Here is a 19,736-nt window from a genome sequence, read left to right on the forward strand (position 1 = left end):
TTAGTATTAGATTAAGGCAGGAGCTACTAAGAAGCCTAACGCTACTGATAGCGCGACCATGATAGTTCCTGGGATGAAGAAGCTGTGATTGAATACATATTTTCCAACTCTTGTTGTGCCTGTATCGTCCATAGCGATAGCACCCAAAGTCGTAGGATATGTAGGTAATACGAAAAGACCTGATACAGCAGCAAAAGAAGCAATCAAAACCCAAACTTGTCCAGCTGTTTCTGGGCTAGTCATACCAAGTGCTAATGCAACTGCTGGCATCATAACTTTTGTAGTTGCAGCTTGTGAATATAGCAAGCAACTTAGAAAATATAAAACGATAGCTAAAACAAATGGATAGTTGCTAACGATATTTTTCGCTACATCTTTGAAAAGATCGATGTGGCCATTAACAAATGTAGTTCCAAGCCATGCGATACCTACGACGCAGATACAAGCGCTCATACCGCTTTGGAAAGTGTTTGCTTGTAATAGTTTGCCTGTATCGACTTTGCACAAAACTGTGATAAAAAAGCCGATTGTAAGCATAAAGCTAATAATAGCAGCGTCGCGAGATAGGATTGGTTTTTCGACCAAACCAACGCTTTTTGAGATAGCAAGAGCGTAAGCAACGACAATCAAAACACCGATAGCAAAAATCGCAACTGAGCGTTTTGCAAATGGTTTTGGCTCAGCGTATTCTGTAACTTTAACCTCTGAAACTAAACCTTTTGCTAGTCTTTCTTGATAGATTGGATCTGATGAAAGATCTAATTTAAAAAATGTATTTACAATAATTGCTGTAATAATCATAGCAACAAAGGTTGTTGAAATACAAATGAAAAGTAGTTTTGGATAGCTTACACCTAGTGGCTCAACAACACCTGTCATAGCTACGAACGCAGCTGAAATAGGTGAAGCTGTAATAGCGACTTGGCTTGATACAACTGAAAGCGCTAGTGGTGCGCTTGGTTTGATGTTTTGACCCTTAGCAACCTCTACGATAACCGGGATCATAGAAAACGCAGTGTGACCAGTACCAGCTAGGATTGTTAGCATATAAGTAACAGTCGGAGCTAGGATATTGATTTGTTTTGGGTGTTTGCGCAAAATTCTAGACGCAATTTGAACCAAATAATCCAAACCACCTGCAACTTGCATAGCAGCAATCGCTGAAATAACTGATGCGATGATCAAAATAACATCTACTGGAATATCTTTGAATTCCACCTTCATACCGATAATCGCCATAACGACGATACCTAAACCGCCGGCGTATCCGACGCCCATGCCGCCTAAGCGAACGCCTAGGTAGATACCAGCTAGCAATACGGCCAGTTGGACAAATAGCATAATATCCATGCAAGACTCCTTTGAAAATTCAAAACTCTAAATTTAGGGTAGGTCAAAATTTGACCTACCACGATAAAATTTATTTACCTGTTTTTTTCATGCCAGGATTTAGCATGTTTTTAGGATCTAAAATTTTATCAATTTCTTCTTTTGTTAAATAACCGCGCTCTAAGCAGATATCGCCGACTGCTTTACCAGTTTGGAGAGCTTCTTTTGCGATACTTGCTGATTTTTCATAACCTAAAATTGGGTTAAACGCAGTTACGATACCGACTGAGTTTAGCACTGATTTTAAGCAAGCTTCTGGATTTGCAGTTAGTTTTTTGATAGCTTTGTCGCTTAGTGTTTTAACTGCGTTTTCCAAGATTACGATTGAGTTAAATAGATTATAAGCAATGCCTGGTTCGAAAGCGTTTAGCTCGAAATCGCCTCTTTCAGAGCATAGCATGATAGATACATCATTGCCGATGACTTCGTAGCATGCCTCACCTACAACTTCGCAAATTACAGGATTTACCTTACCTGGCATGATTGAGCTACCTGGTTGCATTTGTGGTAGGTTGATTTCGCCTAGACCGCATCTTGGGCCTGAATTCATTAGGCGTAAGTCGTTGATGATTTTGCTGATTCTTACAGCAGCTGTTTTTAGTGCGCCAGATACATGCACGAAATCGCCTGTATCTTGTGTAGCTGCGATAAAATCCTCAGCTGGTTTGAACTCGACGCCAGTGATTTGGCTTAGGTGTTTTTCTACTACAAATTTATAATCTGGGTGGCAGTTGATACCTGTGCCGATCGCAGTTGCGCCCATATTTAAAAAGCTCATTGACTCTCTTGCAGCTTTGATTTTTGCTATATCGCTTTTAATGTAGCTTGCAAAAGCGTGGAAGGTGTTGCCAAGTGTAGTTGGGACAGCGTCTTCAAGCTCTGTTCTACCCATTTTGATGATATCTTTGAAAGCCTCAGCTTTTTTCTCTAATTCGCCTTTTAGCTCTTCCATAGCAGCTAGCAAATCTGTAAGTTTAGCGTAAGCTGCGACTTTGATTGAGCTAGGGTATGTATCGTTTGTGCTTTGGCCTAGGTTTGTGTGATCGTTTGGATGGATAAATTGATATTCGCCTTTGGCATGACCTTGAATTTCAAGAGCGACATTTGTCAAAACCTCATTGACATTCATATTGGTGCTAGTTCCTGCGCCACCTTGGATCATATCTACTACGAATTGATCTGCGAATTCGCCTGCGATAACCTTGTCGCAAGCAACTACAAGCGCGTCAGCAATCTCTGGTTTTAAAACGCCCAATTCTTTGTTTGAAAGTGCTGCTGCTTTTTTGATTTGTGCAAATGCTTTTACAAAAAATGGATAATCGCCAAGTTTGCGACCTGTCATTTTGAAGTTGTCCAAAGCTCTGAAAGTCTGAACGCCATAATATTTGTCGTTAGGAATTTCAAGCTCACCTATAAAATCGTGTTCTTTTCTAGTTTCCATCACTAGTCCTTTCTGAAAGAATTTATGTGATTGTATTATTAAATACCTAAAAACAATCTTAAATTTTTGTTAAAATGTTACTTTAAATTCAAAATTTTATAATTGTTAGTTTTATTTTAAGATTTTTTTTAAATTTAGTGATTTTTTCGCTTGATATGAAGTATGTAAATTACAGAAAGAAGTAGGACAAATCCCAATAAAAGAAGCGTGATTATATGCAATTTTTCCTTAATTAATTCTTGATTTTCGCCGATAAAATATCCAAGTAGCATCAAAATCAGCACCCAAATCCCAGCACCAAGTGCTGTAAATGTGCAAAATCGCGCTAAATTCATCTTTGCAAGACCTGCTGGCAGGCTGATGTATTGGCGGATACCTGGGATTAGTCTGCAATTAAATGTAGAAATTTCGCCGTGTTTGTTGAAAAATGCTTCAAATTTGGCGAATTTTTCATTTGTTACGCCGATAAATTTGCCAAATTTATCAATAAATTTGCGCCCGAAAAAATAGCACAAATAGTAGTTAAACACAGCCCCAGCCACGCTCCCTGCTAGCCCGCACGCAAATGCTATGGCAAAGCTCATTTCGCCCTTGCTGGCAAGATATCCTGCTGGAATCATCACGACTTCGCTTGGAAATGGAAAAAAACTGCTTTCTAAAAACATCATCACAAAAATGCCGAAATATCCCCATGCTGCGACGAATTCTACGATAAAATTTACGATTGATGTAAGCACGAATTTTCCTTAAATTTGAAATTTAGAATTTGCGCGAAACTTAAATTTTATTAAATTCCGCGCATTAAATTGAAATTTTTATTTTGCGTATTCTACTGTCTGTTTGCTAAATAGCTCGTTTGCGATATCGTCGATTTTTTTGTTTAGTTTGCTTGGCGCAATTTGAGCTTTTATCATCTCTTTTACTTTGTCAAATTCCACAGGAGCGGCCTCTTTCAGGTCTTCTTTATAGATGACATGATAGCCAAATTGAGTTTTCACAGGGGTTTTGCTAATCTCGCCTTTATTTAGCGCCCACGCAGCCTCTTCGAACTCGCTTACCATCATACCTTTGCCAAATGAGCCCAAATCGCCGCCGTTTTCTTTGGCGCTTGGATCTGTTGAAATTTCTTTGGCAAGTTTGTTAAATTCGGCTTTTAATTTGTCTTTGCTGACTTTTTCTAGCTTAGCGATAGCGTCTTTTGCCTCTTTTTCATCTTTTAGCAAAATGTGGCTAGCTACGACGCTTTCTGGTTGCATGAAGCTGTCTTTATTATCATCATAGATTTTTTTGGCCTCTTCGTCGGTTACTTTGACATCTTTTGTTTGCTCTTGTTGCCACAAAGCAAAGGCGATTTCATCTTTTGCAAGCTCGACTTGTTTTTTGTATTCTTCACTATTTACGATACCGCTTTTTTTGGCCTCGGCAATCATAAGTTTAAATTTAATCATTTGATCGATTAGTTGTTTTTTATCCTCATCGCTTGGGGTAGCGTGTGGGTTTTGAGCGAAAACTGGTGCGATATCCTCGTCTGTAACCGTGATATCTGTGCCTTTGACACTAGCTAGCACGCCAGCATTTAGCGAAAGCGCCATAGCGGCGACGAAACTGATTGATAAGAATTTTTTCATTTTTTTCCTTTTTTGAAAATTTTTGCGCGCATTATAAAAAAAGATTGTAAATATATGCGTAATATGATAAAAAATGCGAAATTTAGCCTACGAATTCGTAGGCTAAATTTGGATTAAAACGACGGAACAATCGCGCCTTTGTATTTTTCTTCGATAAATTTTTTCACACTTTCGCTTTGAAGTGCGCTATCAAGGGCTTTGATTTTTGGTAGGTTTTCATTGCCTTCTTTGACGACGACGATGTTTGTGTATGGGTTGCCGACTGCTTTTTCGATGAAAAGTGAGTCTTTAACTGGGTTTAAATCCGCGTTGAAAGCGAAATTTGAGTTGATTACAGCGATATCGACATCATCAAGTGTGCGAGGCAAATTTGGACCTTCAAGCTCTAAAATTTGGATATTTTTAGGATTTTTTGTTACATCTAGGGCTGTGCGAAGCTCTACATCTTTACTAACTTCGATTAATCCTGCATCCGCAAGAACATCAAGAGCGCGAGATTCGTTTGTAGGGTCGTTTGGCACAGCTACTTTGGCGCCGTCTTTTAGGTCTTTTAGATCTGTGATTTTTTTGCTATAAATTCCCATCGGTTCTAAATGCACGCCAACTGTTGTTTTGAGTTTTGTGCCATTTTTGGCGTTAAATTCCACTAAATATGGCTCGTGTTGGAAATAGTTCGCATCCACACTGCCGTCATCTGTGGCTAAATTTGGAGTAACATAGTCGTTGAAAACTTTGACTTCGAGCTCGTATCCAGCGGCTTTTAGCTCTGGTGCGATATGCTCTAAAATTTCAGCATGTGGCACAGGAGTAGCTGCGACAACTAATTTTTCTGCCAAGGCAAAACTTACAACGCTTGCACTAAGAAGTGTAGTTAGAAATAATTTTTTCATTTCTTTCCTTTGATGAGAATTTAAAAAGGGCGATTTTATCATAAAATTTGGGCGCAAAACACAACAATTATTAAATTTATATGTAAATTTGTATTTGAAATTTCACTTCTAAATAATAATTTTTATTAAGTAGAGTTTAATGAGCTTTTGGTTATCATAAATTTTGAATTTTTGATAAAGGAGAGAGTATGAGACAATACGAAACATACAAATGCGACAAATGCGGCTGTGAAGTCGAAGTGCAAAAAGTAGGCGAGGGCGCAGTTTTGACATGCTGTGGAGAGCCGATGAAATGTATCACTGAGGATTTGACACAGGTAAATTTAATGAAGGCGTTTGCCGGCGAATCACAAGCTAGAAACAAATACGATCTTTACGGAGATTTAGCCAAAGAAGCTGGTTTCCACGCTATCGCGCGCCACTTTTACGAAGCAGCTGAAAATGAAAAATGGCACGCAAGAGCCGAGCTCAAAGCCCACCACGCAGCCGCTGGAATTCCGCTAGATAAAATGGATAAAAACCTAATCGACGCCGCAGCTGGCGAGAGATACGAGCATGAGAGCATGTATCCTGCGTTTGCTCAAATCGCCACAGAAGAAGGCAAAAAAGAGGTCGCAAGGCTGTTTAACGCTATCGGCAAGGTCGAAGTCGAGCACGAGAGAGAATACAACGAGCTTCAAAAAATCTTGCTTGAAGAGGGATTTTTCGAAAGTTTTGATGAGGAAGTTTGGGTTTGCGAAGTGTGCGGTCATGTGCATCGTGGCAAAAAAGCCCCAGGTGCCTGTCCTTTATGCAAGGCTCCAAAAGAGTATTTCAAAAAACAAAGATTAGTTTAATCTTTCAAATTTTGGCGTCAAATTCGGCGCCAAAATTTATTACTTCTACTTCTTGGATAAAAATTTCAGGCTCATAGCTCAAAATAGACATTGATTTTTGGCGAGTTTGTAGAAATTTTGTAGATAAAAATGCGAATTATAGTGAAAAATTCTAAAGTTGCAATTTGAATAAAATTTTTATTTAAATTTAGTTATTGGTTATAGCGTGTGAATAGCTTCGTATAAAATGCCTCAAAAGCGCGCATGTGCAGTGGATAGAAATGTAATACCAAAAAAATCACTTATAGCGGCGCTAAATCTTTGCTCACTAGCTTCTATGTTTTCTGTTGTCATTTTTTCTCTCCTTAAAGATATTTTTATTCTAAATTGTTGTTATATTTGCTTTGAAGTTTTTTAATTTCATCGGAAGTGATATTCATATCTACACGATTGTTTCCGTAGCCAAATTTCCTTTCTTCGCTTGCTGTTATTTTATTTATAATTTTCATTTGTTGATAAAAAACTATATACTCTTCTATGTTTTCAAAAGTGTCATTTTTATCCAAACAATTTTCGTATAAAAATTTGGTTCCACGATCTTGTATTCTTAAATAATAAGTCTCCCCATTTTTTCTAGGACTAAATTCACTTCTCCAAGCACCGTAGCACTCGTTATCATATAATTCTTTCAAAAATTCCTTGCTTGGGTTCCAAGCGTCTATTGGGACATTATATTTTCTAAGTAGTGCTATTTTTGGTTTTGGATGTGGGGATTGAGATATTGGAAAATATAATGAATGTCGAAAACGAGCTAATTCTATATTGTTTTCGTAATTGTTTGGAAATTCAACATATTGTCTTTCTATCTCTGCAATATCGCTTGTAGCCTTATAATTATCATCACCAATATGATATTGGTATAAATATGGCTTATACCCACTTTGCAATACAAGCTCTAAAATATCAAGTTGGTTGTTTCTTAACAGAGATCTGAAAAAATATTCGCTCAAATAGTCATGTTCTCCGCTGTGCATATCATCAAAGCTTTTCCAGATAAGATGAGCTGTGTTATTTTCATCAAAATATGGTTCAAATTCCCAAAAATCACTTAATCCTAAAACTCCAAGTGGTGTTTGTATCATAGTAACTTCATCAAATTTAACACCGTTTTCATATAAAAGCTTTACCGCTTTTGTAGAGTTGTTTTCCATAGCGTATGCCATAGGGCTAAGCTTATGCCTATCTTTTTTATGTGGGTCTGCTCCTAAATTTATAAGCTCTTTTGCTGTGTTTATGTCATCATAAAAACTAGCATACATCAAAGGCGTTACACCTTTATGAAGTGGTTCATCTACGCTAATGTTATTATCTTTCATATAAGCTAAAATTTCTTGTGTGTTTTTTGATTTTAGTAGTAGTCGCAAGGCTTCCATTTTTTCGTTATTTTTAACCATATCTTCATTAATATTCCAGTGCCTAAATGCAAAGGTTTCAACTTCTCGTTGTGAGACATACTTTGAAATTTTTGAGTTTTTAGATATGTTTGTATCGGCTGTAACTACAAAATTTGACTTTTTCTTATCTAGTTCTACAATCCTTAGTATAATAGCTAAGAAAATAACAGGTAAAATCCATAATAAATTTTTCATACATTAAATCTTTTATAAAATTTACCAAATTTAACCCACAAATTGTGGGTTAAATTTAGCGTGATAAAAGGTGAAATTTACGCGTTATTACCTTTTGCGATCTGCTCTTTTAATGCGCGTTTTAGAACCTTGCCAGTGGCGTTGCGTGGCAGGTCTGGCACGAAATGCACGACCTTTGGAATTTTGTAGTTTGCTAGGTGATTTTTCAGATAAGTTTTGATTTCGCGCTCGCTTAATTTTTGATTTTCTTTGAGTTGCACGAAGGCTACGACCTCCTCATCTGCGTATTCGTCTCTGATACCCACGACTGCGCAGGCTTCGACTTGTGGCATTTTGTAGATGATTTCCTCGACCTCGCGTGGATAGACATTTATGCCTTTGGCGATGATGATATCTTTGATACGATCGACGATATAGATAAATCCCTCATCGTCCATATATGCAAGATCTCCCGTGCGAATCCAGCCGTTTGTGAGAGTCTCTTCCGGTGGGATATTTAGATATCCTTCCATGACGCAATCTCCGCGCACGATAATCTCGCCGATCTCGCCACGAGCGACTTCCATGGTTTCATCATTTACGATTTTGACCTCGTATCCATCAAGCGGTGTGCCTACGCTTAGGATTTTTTGTTTGTCGTAGTAGTTTAGCGATACGATAGGCGAACACTCGCTAAGTCCATAACCCTCGATAAGGTGGGCTTTTGGGAATTTTTTGTAAAATTCGTCGATTGTTTGTTGTGCAAGAGGGGCTGCACCTGACATAAATACTCTAAGCTTATTAAACCATCTGAATTTCCAGCCAAGTTTTGCCTTGCCTAGCATTGTATAAACAGACGGGATTCCCAAAAATACCGTTGCTTTGCGTTTTAGGGCGGTATTTAGGACATTTGTGATAGGGAAAACTGATTTTAGAGCGATTATGCTCGCGCCGTTGTATAGCGATAAAATCAGCGTCGCAGTCAGCGTGAAGCTATGAAACATCGGCAAAAATACCAAAAATCTATCCTTACCACTCACATTGTAGCGAGGAGTGGCTTTATCGGCGTTTGAGAGTATGTTTTTGTAGCGAATCATAGCGCCTTTTGGCCTGCCTGTCGTGCCTGAGGTATAGACGATATGGCTTAGATCGTTTTCGGTCGGAGATTTCGCTATTTCTAGCTTGGTTTTACAGGCTAGGACAGTATCGAAGCTGACATTGTGCTCGCTAAGTGCGCCTTGTGTTTGCGCGTTTGGAAGGGCTGAGTTTGGGGTTGGCTCATCGCTTTTGCTTTTGACCCAAATTATGCGTCTGATATCTGGTGCGCTAATGCTTTTAAGCTCCTTGCTAAGGGCGGTCGAAGCGAAAATCATGCGTGAGCGCGAATTGTCTAAAATATACTCAATTTCCTCGTTTTTAAGGAAGGTATTCATAGGCACAGCGACCGCGCCGATTGAGGTAATACCTAGAAAAATGGTGAAAAACTCATAGCCGTTTTGCACATACATAGCCACTCTATCGCCGAAGCGAATTCCACTATTTTGCAAATACGCGCCAATTGCATCGACTTTGGCTTTAAGCTCTGCGTAGCTAATCTCCATATCTTCATCGTAAATCGCTATATGGCGAGATTTTTCGCTCGCATAGAAACTTAAATTTTGGTATAAATTTTCGAATTTATATGTCATGTTTTACCTTTGTGTGGTTTGGTTTCCCGCGAATTTTATCAAAATTTATATAAATTTAGTTAAATTAAATCAAAAATTTAAGAAAAGATAAATTTAGACGCACAAACGGCGTCTAAATTTGGTTATTTTTTATCTTTTGGCTTACCTGTGCCTAGTTTTACCTGTTTTTCGGCTTTTTGCGCTTTTTTTAGGGTTTCTAGTTTTTCCAAGCCCTCGTTTCTAAGGCTATTTTCCATAAGCATGATTTCTTCTGTGCCGGTTCTGACCAAATCCACATCGACTTTAAATTCGCTAGGATCGATTTTTTCATCATAATCAATTCTGGCTAAAATGCAGCGAAACGCATTTAATCTTGCGGCTTTTTTGTCATTACTATCTAGCACGATCCATGGCGCGATATCGGTGTTTGAGGCTAGTAGCATTGAGTATTTTGCCAAAGTGTATTGCTCCCAAAGTTCTTGCGATTTGGCATCTACTGGGGAGAGTTTGTATTGTTTAAGAGGGTCTGTGCGGCGCGCCTCGAAGCGTTTTTGTTGCTCCTCTTTTGAAACTGAGAAATAAAATTTGAACAAAATAATGCCAGAATTCGCTAGCATTTCCTCGAATTTCGGCACTTGGCGCAAAAATTCTTTGTGTTCAGCATCGGTGCAAAATCCCATTACAGGCTCGACCATAGCGCGGTTATACCAGCTTCTATCAAAAATCACAATCTCGCCCGCACTTGGCAAATGCGCGACATAGCGTTGGAAATACCATTGTGTTTTTTCGACATTGCTTGGCTTTTCGAGTGCGACTATGCGGCAACCGCGTGGGTTTAGGTGCTCGGTTAGGCGTTTGATTGTGCCACCTTTGCCCGCTGCGTCGCGACCTTCCATGATGATTAGGACTTTTAGCCCTTTATCTTTGACATAGCGTTGAAGTTTGAGTAACTCGATTTGAAATTTTACAAGCTCGCTCTCGTAAAATTCTTTATTCATTTTTTTGATTTTTTTGCCCTCGTATGCGATTTGTTTGAGTTGTGTATCGCTTGTTTGTTCAGCCATTTTGTTCTCCTTTTTTGAAAATAAAACTTAGATTATACATTTAAAAGAATTAAAATTTAATATGTTTTTGATAATATTACGAAAAAATTTCAAGGCAAATAATGAGAATTTTATCTTTTCTTTTTTTATTTTTTATTGCACTTTTTGGCGAAGTAATCGCGCCAAATGAGGCCTTTATCGTCGATACAAACACAAGCGAAAGTGAAATTAGCTTAAATTTTCGCGTCACAGATGAGATCTATATTTACAAAGATGAGATAAAAATTTTTATTGATAATGCCGAAGTTGGCGCGCTTTTAAATTTACCAGAGCCAAAAGCGTATAAAAATCACCAAATTTATGATGGAAATTTCAGCATTGCTCTGCCTATGGGGCTAGTTTTGGCAAACGCAAAAGATAGCAAAAATTTTCAAATTTTAGTGAAATTTCTTGGTTGCACTGTGGGCGGGTTTTGCTACGAGCCACAAAACAGAGGCTTTGCGCTAAATAAAAGTGGCAAGAGCTATGAAATTTCGGCCTTGCAAAATCCCGGCGCAGGTATTTCGGGGCAAAATTTAAGTCAAAATTTAGAACAAAATTTAGAGCAAAATTCGGGAAATTTTGGCTCAAATTTAAGCCAATCGCAAATTTTAGAAATTTTCGAAAACAAAAGCTTTTTTATGACCTTGATTTTATTCTTTGGTTTTGGCGTTTTGCTCTCTCTGACACCTTGCATTTACCCGCTCATACCGATACTCTCGTCGATTATCGTGGCTAAAACAGCTAGCAAGCCAAGCGTGAAATTAAGCCTGATTGTAAGCGTGATTTATGTGCTTGGCATGGCGAGTTCGTATGCGGTTTTGGGCGCTGGTGTGGCGGTTTTGGGCGAAAATTTGCAAGGTATTTTGCAAAATAAAATCGCCCTAATCATCACGGCAGCTATTTTTGTAGCTTTGGCGTTTTCGCTTTTTGGGCTTTATGAGATTAGGCTTCCTAGTGGGTTGCAAAATTTCCTAAGTGCCAAAAGCGACGCGAGAAGCGGATTTGTGGGCGTTTTTTTAATGGGGGCGATTTCATCACTTATGGTTAGCCCTTGCATTTCAGCCCCGCTAAGTGCTGCGCTAATATACATCGCAAATAGCGCAAATATAGCACTTGGAGCTAGCGCGCTTTTTGCTTTGGGGCTTGGAAGCGGGGTTTTGCTCGTAATAATCGGGCTTGGAGGCGCGCTGCCGCGTCCAGGCGAGTGGATGGAAGTGGTGCCAAAAATCTTTGGATTTTTGCTTTTGTTTATGGCGGTTTGGATAGTGCGCTTTATAATCGGCGAAAATTTAGCATTGCTATTTTACGCGATTTTGTGCGCGTTAATGGCTGGGGTTTTGGGATTGTTTGATGCGCGCGCAAACGCACTAAAACGCGCACTCGCGCTTTTAACGCTAGTGTATAGCGTGCTTTTACTCATCGGTTTTGCAAGCGGGGCGAGAGATTTTGCTAAGCCACTTAGCGAAATTTCGGCACAAAAGGGCGTAGCTGCGCAAAAAGGCGATATGACGCAAAGTGCGAAAAATGGGGAAAGATTTATTTTCGTGCGAGATTTGGGCGAGTTACGCTCGATAATTGAGGGCTCGCAAAAGCCCGTGATTGTGGATTTTTGGGCGCAGTGGTGCAAAAACTGCGAAGAGAGTGAGGCGGCGTTTGGCGATGAGAGTTTGGCTGAGATTTTGTCAAATTTCACTCTTGTTAAGGTTGATTTGACCCAAAACAGCCCCCAAATGAGCGAGATTAAAAAAGAATTTGGCATTATGGGACCGCCTGCGATTTTGTTTTTTAAAAACGGCAGTGAGTTAGAAAACCTGCGCCAAATCGGCTCGCTAAATTCAGCGAAACTAGCGCAAATTTTATCTCAAATTTGAAAATTTACTAATTTATTTGCCTTAACGCCAACGATTTGTCATCGGATAATCTATGAAGTGCAAAACCACAGACGCTGAATTTACAAAAAAATTAGTATTTGATTTTTTTAATTTGATGTAAAATAACGCTAAGAAAAGTAAAAGTCACAGCAAAAAAGTGGCGTAAATTTGAAATTTAAAGGACAAAAATGAAAAAACTATTTTTGATGATACTGTGCGCATTTTGGTTAAGCGTAAATTTTATGATGGCAGAAAGTGTAGAAAATATGTCGAATTTTAATCAAAATTCAAATTTTAATATCAAAAATCAAAAATGTGAAAATAATGACGCAAAAATGTGCATTGAAATAGCGCAAGAATTTTATGGCGACGATAAACAAATAAGAAAAAAATATATGCAACAAGCTTATGATATTTATGATAGCAAATGTAAAGATGGCGATAACATAGCGTGTTTAGATAGCGCCTATGTTAATGTGGTAGAAAATGTAGGTGATGATACAAATGCTTTTGAACGCGCAAAACAAAACTGCAACGAAAGAGAAAGTCGCGGTTGCTTTATAATGGGGATTTTTTACCGAAAAGGCAAAATTGTTGCCAAAGATAGTGAAAAAGCTTTGGAATTATACGAAAGAGCATGTCACAAAGCCTCGATAGGACGAGCTTGTTTTTATTCATGGTTTGTGTATTTTTACAAAGCATGCGAATTGGGAAACAACGAAGCTTGTTATTTATACGGCAAAGCAAACGAAAACAACAATACGCCAAATAACGCTATAAAAATTGCTTGCGAAAACGGATATAAAAAGGCTTGTAATGTCAATCATATAAAATTTTTTGAAAACGATAAAGCAGATACTAAAATTTTAGATTTAAATAAAGACAAAAATCAGTGTAATGTAGAAAAAAATAGTAATGCTTGTTTTAATGTAGCAAAAGCATATATGCGACAAGGATGTAATAATGATGAAATTTGTTTTTATAATACAGGGAAAATTTATGAAGGGGAAGAGCGCTATATCTCTGCCTTTGACGCATACAAAAAAGCTTGCGAATTAAAATATAAAGTTGCTTGTGACAAAATTAATGATTATGTAGTAATCGATAACAAATTTAAATTGAACTAAGGAGAAATTTATGCCAAAAATTACAGATATATTTGGATATATGGAGATTTGGGCAAAACGCAGAACAGGCTAGCAAAGTTGGTGGTTTTGTAAAAAATCCTTAGCACCAGGTCTCCATATCCCGCAACCAAATTTTGCGTTTGATATCTATGATCCACTCGTGCTCGACCTTGACGGCGATGGCGAATTTAGCGTGGTAAATAGTGATAATTCGCAAATTTATTTTGATTATATGGGAGAGAATATTCTTGTCAAAACTTCGTGGGTATGGGGAAATACTAGCCATTGTCGTTGCAAGAGGACAATGCTGTTTAACAATCCACAAATACAAAATTCAATGTTGGCATCTTTATATAATTCATAGAATTTTGGAATTTATAAAATTTGCAAATTTAGCGTTTTTAAATTTTTTGACCCACAGATTGCTTCAAAACTGCGTTTTATCGCAATAACAGATTAAAGAAAAATGAAAATTTTATGATTTCTACCGATGAATTATCTTTTTTTGCAATGAGAATTGTAAAAATTATTTGCACAATCAATGGAATTTGCGCTAAAATTTAGCGAAATTTAAAGGATTAAAATGCAAACAACTCTTGCTTTGGCATTTCTTGGATTTTTACCACTTTTGTGGATAATTTCGCTTTGTTTTTTGATTTATTATATTTTTAGATTTGCGCGCACGCCGAATTTTAGCGACCAAAGAGCGTATTACAAAAGGCGAATAAAAAGTGTGCTTTGCATTTTTGCGATAATCTTGCCGATTTTGTTTTGTTTGGTTTATATTTTTTCGATTTTTATTTATTAACCAAAGCTTTAAAATTTTACTTTAAAATGGCTGTTTTATAAGCAAAATTTGGCTAAAATCATTAGCTTTTAAATTTACGAAATTATGGGAAAATTTATGATAAAAATTATTTTTTTAGATGTCGATGGTTCGCTCACTGACGGCGCGCTGTATCACGCAGAGAGTGGCGAGACGATGAAGAGATTCGATGTCAAAGACGGCTTTGGGATCCAAGAATGGCAAAGGTGCGGTCTTTACGCTGCCATAATCACGGGCAAAAGCTCACAAATCGTGGCAAATAGGGCAAAAGAGCTTAAAATTCCTTTTGTTTTTCAGGGCGAAAAGGACAAATTCGGCAGAGCTAGCGAAATACTTGCGGAGCTTGGGCTCGATTTTAGCGAGGCTGCGGCGATTGGCGATGATTTAAACGACGCAAAACTCTTAAACGCTGTTGGTATGAGTTTTAAACCAAGCGACGCGCTAAATTCGCTAAGGGCTAATTATACGCTAAATGCGCGTGGCGGGCATGGGGCGGTGCGCGAGATGATTGAAATTTTGGTCGATAAAAACAATATGCGAGAGATTTGGAACTCTAAATGGTTATAAAAATTTTCTATGTCGTAATCGCGATTTTTAGCGTCGCTATGGTGTTTCTAAGCGTGCAAACTCCGTATTTTGAGGAGATGTTTAAGGAAAATTTAAATGTCTCAAATCTCGAAATGCAAGGCGTGAGAGATTATCAAGTGGGCGAGAAAATCACTGGTGAATTCAGGGCGAAAAACGGGATTCGCTACAAAGACCGCGATGAATTTTACGAATTTGACGCTGTGATAATAGACGACATAAATCATACAATTAGCTCAAAATTAGCCGTTAAAAAGGGCGATAATATCAAATTTAGCGGTTCGGCGCATTACCGCAACAGCGACGAAATAGATTACAAATCCGAGCAAATCACCTACAATCTCAAAAACAAAATCGTTCGCTCAGATGTGCCATACACCCTCACTCAGGGCGAAAACAAAGTAACTGGCGAAAAAATCAGTTACGATACAAAAAATAAAAAAACAAACTCAAAAGGAATTCACGCATGGTATTACACGCAGGACAAAAATTCATCAAATTAGCGATTTTTTCATCACTTTTGGCTTGTATGAGCGCATTTGGCGCACCTGAGCTAGTCGAGGTTACGGCGGATAATTTTTTTGCTGACGAGGTCAAACAAATCAGCACCCTAACGGGCAATGTAAAGATAAAAAAAGGCTCTTATGATACGCTGACTTCGGATAAGGTTACGATTTATTTCGACGCAAAAAAGCAACCCACAAAATATGTCGCCACAGGAAATGCGAAATTTAAGGTGCTAGTAAATGACAAACACTACGACGGACAGGGTGCGGTGCTGACATACACGCCGGGAGTCGAGACATACACGCTCGAAGGAAACGCGCATTTACACGAAACTGAGACTAAAAAAGAGGTCTTTGGCGAGCAGATTGTGGTCAATCGCACCAAAGGCACCTACGAAGTCAAATCCGCGCCAAATGGTGGTTCTGGCAAAAAGCCTGTGAGATTAATCTTTCAAGTAGAAGATCAGCAAAAATGATAAACATAAACGACGCGAAATTTATAACTTCCGCCGCAGGGATTGCCGATAGCCCAGAGTTTGCGATGAGCGAGGTGGCGTTTTTGGGGCGCTCAAATGTGGGCAAATCCAGCCTGATAAACGCTCTAACTCAGCGCAAGGGGCTAGCCAAATCAAGCTCGACGCCGGGCAAAACGCAACTTGTGAATTATTTCGAAGTAAAATTTGGGCAAAAATTTAGCGAAAATGAAAAATTTGATGAAGCTTTGGCAAATTTAGGCGAGAATTTTTCGCTTATGTTTGTGGATTTGCCGGGTTTTGGTTATGCAAAAGTGTCGAAAAAAATGCACTATATCTGGCAGAAAAATTTGGACGAATTTATCAAAAACCGCCCAAATATCAAGCTTTTTGTCCATTTGATAGATTCGCGTCAATTCGATTTGGATATTGATAGAAATTTGCGCGAGTATGTGGAGAGCTTTTTGCGGGGCGATCAGCAAATTTTGCGCCTTTACACGAAAGCTGATAAGCTAAATCAAGCTGGGCGCGCAAAATTGCTTAAAAGCGATCCTGGCGCACTTTTTGTCTCGACGCTAAAAGGTTCTGGCATAGCCAAAGCGCGCGAATTGATCATAAAAAGGGCGTTTGGACTATGATAGTGTTAGAAAAACCGCGTCTGTGCGACATAGGCGCAATGCAAGAAATGATAAAAGCCGAAGTCGAAAGCGGTGTGATTTTGCCTAGAAGCGACGATGAGATCGCCACATATATCCGCTCATACACGCTAGCGTATGTTTGCGATGAGGCGTGCGCCAAGCCAGAAAACACTGAGCCGAAATTTGATAGCGAAAATTTAGGGGCAAATTCTAGTGAAATTTCAAACCAAAATTCCCAAATTTGCGCCTCTTACACGCAGTATTTCGCCCAAAAACCACAAAATGCCGAGCTTGCAGGATATGCGTCTTTGAAAATTTTCAATGCAGATCTTGCAGAAATTCGCTCGTTTGTCGTCTCACCGAAATTTCGCAGGCGAGGAATCGGCTCAAAAATCGTCAAAGCTTTATTAGACGAGGCGAAATTTTATGGCTTAAAACATGTCTTTGCGCTAACTTATCAAAAGCATTTTTTCGAGCAAAATGGCTTTAAAGAAATCAGCAAAGACGAGCTTCCAGCTCAAAAAATTTGGGCAGATTGTATATCTTGCAAAAAGTTTCCAGTATGCAACGAAGTCGCGGTAATTTATACCTTATAGTCGATTTTGCCCTGAGCTTTGGCGTCGCGTTTTATCTGCTTTTAAGCGTGATGTATCGGGGACTGCCACCACTTTTGGGATTTTTTTTCGTGACTTTGGTGGTGCTGAAATTCGAGCATGAAAACAAATTTAAAAAATACAATTTCACTTACTATTTTGCGATTTTTTATCTATTTTGCGCCGAGCAAATTTACGGATTTAACCTATTTAGCATTGCGCTAGCTTACATTGTTTTTTACACTTTTATCTACGAATTTAGCCTGCGAAATATCAAATTCCGCAACTTTTTGCTGGCTTTGTATGTGCTAATCGCTTATGCGCTGATTTTGGGGGTAAATGGCGCGATTTCGTATATCAAAAAAGCTGACGCTATGAGTGTGGGAAGCGAGTATTTAAGCTATATCGTGGTCGATATTTTGCTTAGTTTGCTCTTTTTTAAGGGGCGATTTGTATGAGATTAAAATTCGTCTTTTTCTTTGTTTTGGCGTTTTTTACCATGCTTTTGGTTAGGGTGTATTATCTAGCTATCAAATCAAACGAATTTTACGAGCAAATCGCCAAAAACAATGTCGTCTCGACCGAGTATATCCCGCCTGTGAGGGGGCAGATACTAGACGCCAAAAATCGCCCGCTAGCGATTAATAATATCGGATTTTCACTTTTGATTGCGCCACATTTAAAAGATAGCGCGCTGGACGCTGAGCTAGCAAATATCAGCAAATATTTCGCGGATTTAAACACCACGCAAATGCGTAAAATTTACAAGGACGAAAACTCGGTTTATAACCAAAATTTTATCGAAGTCGTTAAATTTTTGGATTACAACGAAACAATCGCGCATTTTGCGAATTTGAATCTGCACGAAAATATCCGTGTCGAGCCTGCTTCGCAACGCTACTATCCGCACAATCATCTCGCCTCGCATATCATCGGCTATGTCGGACGCGCGAATAAAAAAGATATCAAATCCAACCCCCTCTCAGCCCTTACTGGATATAACGGCAGAAGCGGTGTGGAGGGGTATTATAATGAAATTTTACAGGGCAAAAGGGGCGAGCGCAAGACCAAGGTAACCGCGCTAAATGAGGTTGTCGAGGAGATTTCATACGAGGAGCCAAGCAGTAGCGAGATTTCGCTGACGATTGATTTGGAATTCCAAAAATATTTAGAGGAAATTTTCAAAGACAAAGACGGCGTGGCGATTGTGATTGATCTCAAAGACGGCGCAATACTGGGCGCTGGAAGCTTCCCTGAGTATAATTTAAACACCTTTGTGGGCGGAATTTCGCAAGCTCAGTGGGACGAGCTAATCAAAGATCCGCGCCACCCATTTACAAACAAGCTCGTAAATGGCCTCTATCCGCCAGGCTCGGTAATCAAAATGGCTGTTGGAATGAGCTTTTTAAACAGTGGCAAGATAAATGAGAATTGGAGCGCGTTTTGCGGTGGTGCGATTGAGCTTGGAGGGCGCAGATTTAGGTGTTGGAGTAGTGGAGGGCACGGCAGAGTGAGCCTAGTGCAGGCTATCAAAAGTAGCTGTGATATATATTTTTACGAAGGCTCGCTGATTGTGGGGATTGATTATATGTCAGCTTACCTTAACCGCATGGGATACGGCGTGAAAACGGGCGTGGATTTGCCGAACGAATTCGTAGGTACCATGCCAAATAAGGCGTGGAAAATGCAAAAATTCAAACGCCCATGGTATCAAGGCGAGACCGTAAATGCCTCAATCGGTCAAGGCGATGTGCTAGTAACACCTATGCAAGTAGCCAAAAACACAGCCCAAATCGCCACAGGCAAGGCGATAATCCCGCATTTTTTAAAGAGCATTGACGGCGAAGAGATTAGCTTCGAGCCGGGCGAGCTTTTCACTCCGGCTGAAAAAAACCAACTCCCGCTTGTAAGGCGCGGTATGTATGAGGTGGGAAACAACCCAAACGGCGGAACTGCGTATAAAATCATGAAAGACGCTGTCGTCCCGCTCGCGGTCAAAACAGGCACCGCGCAGGTCGTAGGACTATCGCAAAAGACAAACAAACGCCTAAAAGAGTCGCAAATGGATTATTTCCACCGCTCGCATGCGTGGATGACGAGCTTCGGTCCGTATGAAAACCCTAAATACGCCGTTACGGTGCTAGTTGAGCACGGAGGCGGTGGCGGAAGCGCAGCAGGTCCTGTGGTGAAAAAAATCTTTGAAAAACTCGTGGATATGGGCTATATCGACACAAACGCCACGGCAAATTCTACGCAAAATTCAAAGAAAAAGTAGAATTAAAATTTCAAATTTCTTGCTGACGCAATCCTTAAACACTGCGCCGAAATTTTGCCCTAAGTGTCATTGCGAGAATTTTGCGTAGCAAAATTCGTGGCAATCTACAAAGTTTAAATTAAAAGTCGGGCAAATGGCAGAATTTCGCAGAATTTTTGAATTTTAAAATTCTGCAAATTTTGCTTTTTGGTTGTTTAAATTCGTAGATTGCTTCGTCGCTTCGCTCCTCGCAATGACAAATCAAACAAAATTTGCCATAAGTGTCATTGCGAGGAAAGGCGTAGCCTTGACGAAGCAAT

The 19,736-nt window shown here is 39.2% G+C and carries 20 protein-coding genes; 11 read left to right on the forward strand and 9 right to left on the reverse strand.

The annotated features are described in order from the left end of the window. Positions 1–6 precede the first annotated feature (6 nt). From OFO00_RS03460 to OFO00_RS03480, 5 genes are all read right to left on the reverse strand, one after another. Positions 7–1,350: an anaerobic C4-dicarboxylate transporter gene (locus OFO00_RS03460; protein WP_270864887.1), complete on the reverse strand. Its 1,344-nt coding sequence runs from the start codon at positions 1,348–1,350 to the stop codon at positions 7–9. Between the two features lie 70 nt (positions 1,351–1,420). Next, positions 1,421–2,830, reverse strand: a complete 1,410-nt coding sequence (locus OFO00_RS03465; protein WP_270864888.1) for an aspartate ammonia-lyase — start codon at positions 2,828–2,830, stop codon at positions 1,421–1,423. A gap of 134 nt (positions 2,831–2,964) precedes the next feature. Then, positions 2,965–3,567: a DedA family protein gene (locus tag OFO00_RS03470; RefSeq protein WP_270864889.1), complete on the reverse strand. Its 603-nt coding sequence runs from the start codon at positions 3,565–3,567 to the stop codon at positions 2,965–2,967. A gap of 78 nt (positions 3,568–3,645) precedes the next feature. Continuing rightward, positions 3,646–4,458, reverse strand: coding sequence for a peptidylprolyl isomerase (locus OFO00_RS03475; RefSeq protein ID WP_270858971.1), 813 nt, complete (start codon positions 4,456–4,458; stop codon positions 3,646–3,648). A gap of 113 nt (positions 4,459–4,571) precedes the next feature. Beyond that, the gene (locus OFO00_RS03480) at positions 4,572–5,348 is read right to left on the reverse strand and encodes a MetQ/NlpA family ABC transporter substrate-binding protein (RefSeq protein WP_270858970.1); all 777 of its coding nucleotides are present in this window, start codon (positions 5,346–5,348) and stop codon (positions 4,572–4,574) included. Positions 5,349–5,536: 188 nt separating this feature from the next. Here OFO00_RS03480 and OFO00_RS03485 point away from each other — a divergent pair, with 188 nt between their 5' ends. Next, entirely contained in the window at positions 5,537–6,184 is a 648-nt protein-coding gene (locus OFO00_RS03485) for a ferritin family protein (protein WP_270858969.1), read from the forward strand. A gap of 356 nt (positions 6,185–6,540) precedes the next feature. Here the strand turns inward: OFO00_RS03485 and OFO00_RS03490 are convergent, their stop codons facing one another. From OFO00_RS03490 to ppk2, 3 genes are all read right to left on the reverse strand, one after another. Further along, positions 6,541–7,812, reverse strand: a complete 1,272-nt coding sequence (locus OFO00_RS03490; RefSeq protein ID WP_270864890.1) for an ankyrin repeat domain-containing protein — start codon at positions 7,810–7,812, stop codon at positions 6,541–6,543. 77 nt (positions 7,813–7,889) lie between these two features. Beyond that, positions 7,890–9,479 carry a long-chain-fatty-acid--CoA ligase gene (locus tag OFO00_RS03495; RefSeq protein WP_270864891.1) on the reverse strand — a complete coding sequence of 530 codons (1,590 nt, stop codon included), beginning with the start codon at positions 9,477–9,479 and terminating at the stop codon, positions 7,890–7,892. 122 nt (positions 9,480–9,601) lie between these two features. Then, the gene (gene ppk2, locus OFO00_RS03500) at positions 9,602–10,522 is read right to left on the reverse strand and encodes a polyphosphate kinase 2 (RefSeq protein ID WP_442867879.1); all 921 of its coding nucleotides are present in this window, start codon (positions 10,520–10,522) and stop codon (positions 9,602–9,604) included. A gap of 101 nt (positions 10,523–10,623) precedes the next feature. Between ppk2 and dsbD the strand changes: the two genes are divergently transcribed. Further along, on the forward strand, positions 10,624–12,414 hold the full coding sequence (gene dsbD / locus OFO00_RS03505; RefSeq protein ID WP_270864892.1) for a protein-disulfide reductase DsbD: 1,791 nt from the start codon (positions 10,624–10,626) through the stop codon (positions 12,412–12,414). 188 nt (positions 12,415–12,602) lie between these two features. After that, positions 12,603–13,541, forward strand: a complete 939-nt coding sequence (locus OFO00_RS03510; RefSeq protein ID WP_270864893.1) for a hypothetical protein — start codon at positions 12,603–12,605, stop codon at positions 13,539–13,541. A 100-nt stretch (positions 13,542–13,641) separates the two neighbouring features. On the opposite strand, the gene OFO00_RS03515 is transcribed toward OFO00_RS03510, so the two are convergent. Continuing rightward, a complete protein-coding gene (locus OFO00_RS03515; RefSeq protein ID WP_270864894.1) occupies positions 13,642–13,827 on the reverse strand; it encodes a hypothetical protein in 186 nt (61 codons plus the stop codon). A gap of 297 nt (positions 13,828–14,124) precedes the next feature. Between OFO00_RS03515 and OFO00_RS03520 the strand changes: the two genes are divergently transcribed. The 8 genes from OFO00_RS03520 to mrdA all read left to right on the forward strand — a co-directional run bounded on the left by OFO00_RS03520 (position 14,125) and on the right by mrdA (position 19,437). Next, positions 14,125–14,349, forward strand: coding sequence for a hypothetical protein (locus OFO00_RS03520; RefSeq protein WP_270864895.1), 225 nt, complete (start codon positions 14,125–14,127; stop codon positions 14,347–14,349). A gap of 96 nt (positions 14,350–14,445) precedes the next feature. Continuing rightward, complete coding sequence (locus OFO00_RS03525) at positions 14,446–14,934, forward strand: KdsC family phosphatase (protein ID WP_270864896.1); 489 nt, start codon at positions 14,446–14,448, stop codon at positions 14,932–14,934. Next, positions 14,925–15,455 (forward strand): LPS export ABC transporter periplasmic protein LptC, encoded by a 531-nt coding sequence (gene lptC, locus OFO00_RS03530; protein ID WP_270864897.1) that lies wholly within the window; start codon positions 14,925–14,927, stop codon positions 15,453–15,455. Before OFO00_RS03525 ends, lptC begins: the two co-directional genes overlap by 10 nt. Beyond that, positions 15,419–15,934, forward strand: a complete 516-nt coding sequence (lptA, locus tag OFO00_RS03535; RefSeq protein WP_442867904.1) for a lipopolysaccharide transport periplasmic protein LptA — start codon at positions 15,419–15,421, stop codon at positions 15,932–15,934. The genes lptC and lptA overlap by 37 nt, the downstream gene beginning before the upstream one ends. Further along, a complete protein-coding gene (locus OFO00_RS03540; RefSeq protein ID WP_270864898.1) occupies positions 15,931–16,569 on the forward strand; it encodes a GTP-binding protein in 639 nt (212 codons plus the stop codon). Before lptA ends, OFO00_RS03540 begins: the two co-directional genes overlap by 4 nt. Beyond that, the gene (locus OFO00_RS03545) at positions 16,566–17,165 is read left to right on the forward strand and encodes a GNAT family N-acetyltransferase (protein ID WP_270864899.1); all 600 of its coding nucleotides are present in this window, start codon (positions 16,566–16,568) and stop codon (positions 17,163–17,165) included. Before OFO00_RS03540 ends, OFO00_RS03545 begins: the two co-directional genes overlap by 4 nt. Continuing rightward, positions 17,132–17,620, forward strand: a complete 489-nt coding sequence (locus tag OFO00_RS03550) for a hypothetical protein (RefSeq protein ID WP_270862396.1) — start codon at positions 17,132–17,134, stop codon at positions 17,618–17,620. Before OFO00_RS03545 ends, OFO00_RS03550 begins: the two co-directional genes overlap by 34 nt. Beyond that, positions 17,617–19,437, forward strand: coding sequence for a penicillin-binding protein 2 (gene mrdA, locus OFO00_RS03555; protein ID WP_270864900.1), 1,821 nt, complete (start codon positions 17,617–17,619; stop codon positions 19,435–19,437). The genes OFO00_RS03550 and mrdA overlap by 4 nt, the downstream gene beginning before the upstream one ends. The last annotated feature ends 299 nt before the right edge of the window (positions 19,438–19,736 follow it).

Source organism: Campylobacter sp. VBCF_04 NA7, assembly GCF_027737405.1.
Taxonomy (GTDB): Bacteria; Campylobacterota; Campylobacteria; order Campylobacterales; family Campylobacteraceae; genus Campylobacter_B.

What these genes read in the sequence shown, in the direction of transcription:
- OFO00_RS03460 (WP_270864887.1), bottom strand. Translation starts at nt 1,350, where the DNA reads ATGGATATTATGCTATTTGTCCAACTGGCCGTATTGCTAGCTGGTATC.
- OFO00_RS03465 (WP_270864888.1), bottom strand. Translation starts at nt 2,830, where the DNA reads ATGGAAACTAGAAAAGAACACGATTTTATAGGTGAGCTTGAAATTCCT.
- OFO00_RS03475 (WP_270858971.1), bottom strand. Translation starts at nt 4,458, where the DNA reads ATGAAAAAATTCTTATCAATCAGTTTCGTCGCCGCTATGGCGCTTTCG.
- OFO00_RS03480 (WP_270858970.1), bottom strand. Translation starts at nt 5,348, where the DNA reads ATGAAAAAATTATTTCTAACTACACTTCTTAGTGCAAGCGTTGTAAGT.
- OFO00_RS03485 (WP_270858969.1), top strand. Translation starts at nt 5,537, where the DNA reads ATGAGACAATACGAAACATACAAATGCGACAAATGCGGCTGTGAAGTC.
- OFO00_RS03490 (WP_270864890.1), bottom strand. Translation starts at nt 7,812, where the DNA reads ATGAAAAATTTATTATGGATTTTACCTGTTATTTTCTTAGCTATTATA.
- OFO00_RS03495 (WP_270864891.1), bottom strand. Translation starts at nt 9,479, where the DNA reads ATGACATATAAATTCGAAAATTTATACCAAAATTTAAGTTTCTATGCG.
- ppk2 (WP_442867879.1), bottom strand. Translation starts at nt 10,522, where the DNA reads ATGGCTGAACAAACAAGCGATACACAACTCAAACAAATCGCATACGAG.
- dsbD (WP_270864892.1), top strand. Translation starts at nt 10,624, where the DNA reads ATGAGAATTTTATCTTTTCTTTTTTTATTTTTTATTGCACTTTTTGGC.
- OFO00_RS03510 (WP_270864893.1), top strand. Translation starts at nt 12,603, where the DNA reads ATGAAAAAACTATTTTTGATGATACTGTGCGCATTTTGGTTAAGCGTA.
- OFO00_RS03515 (WP_270864894.1), bottom strand. Translation starts at nt 13,827, where the DNA reads ATGGCTAGTATTTCCCCATACCCACGAAGTTTTGACAAGAATATTCTC.
- OFO00_RS03520 (WP_270864895.1), top strand. Translation starts at nt 14,125, where the DNA reads ATGCAAACAACTCTTGCTTTGGCATTTCTTGGATTTTTACCACTTTTG.
- OFO00_RS03525 (WP_270864896.1), top strand. Translation starts at nt 14,446, where the DNA reads ATGATAAAAATTATTTTTTTAGATGTCGATGGTTCGCTCACTGACGGC.
- lptC (WP_270864897.1), top strand. Translation starts at nt 14,925, where the DNA reads ATGGTTATAAAAATTTTCTATGTCGTAATCGCGATTTTTAGCGTCGCT.
- lptA (WP_442867904.1), top strand. Translation starts at nt 15,419, where the DNA reads ATGGTATTACACGCAGGACAAAAATTCATCAAATTAGCGATTTTTTCA.
- OFO00_RS03540 (WP_270864898.1), top strand. Translation starts at nt 15,931, where the DNA reads ATGATAAACATAAACGACGCGAAATTTATAACTTCCGCCGCAGGGATT.
- OFO00_RS03545 (WP_270864899.1), top strand. Translation starts at nt 16,566, where the DNA reads ATGATAGTGTTAGAAAAACCGCGTCTGTGCGACATAGGCGCAATGCAA.
- OFO00_RS03550 (WP_270862396.1), top strand. Translation starts at nt 17,132, where the DNA reads ATGCAACGAAGTCGCGGTAATTTATACCTTATAGTCGATTTTGCCCTG.
- mrdA (WP_270864900.1), top strand. Translation starts at nt 17,617, where the DNA reads ATGAGATTAAAATTCGTCTTTTTCTTTGTTTTGGCGTTTTTTACCATG.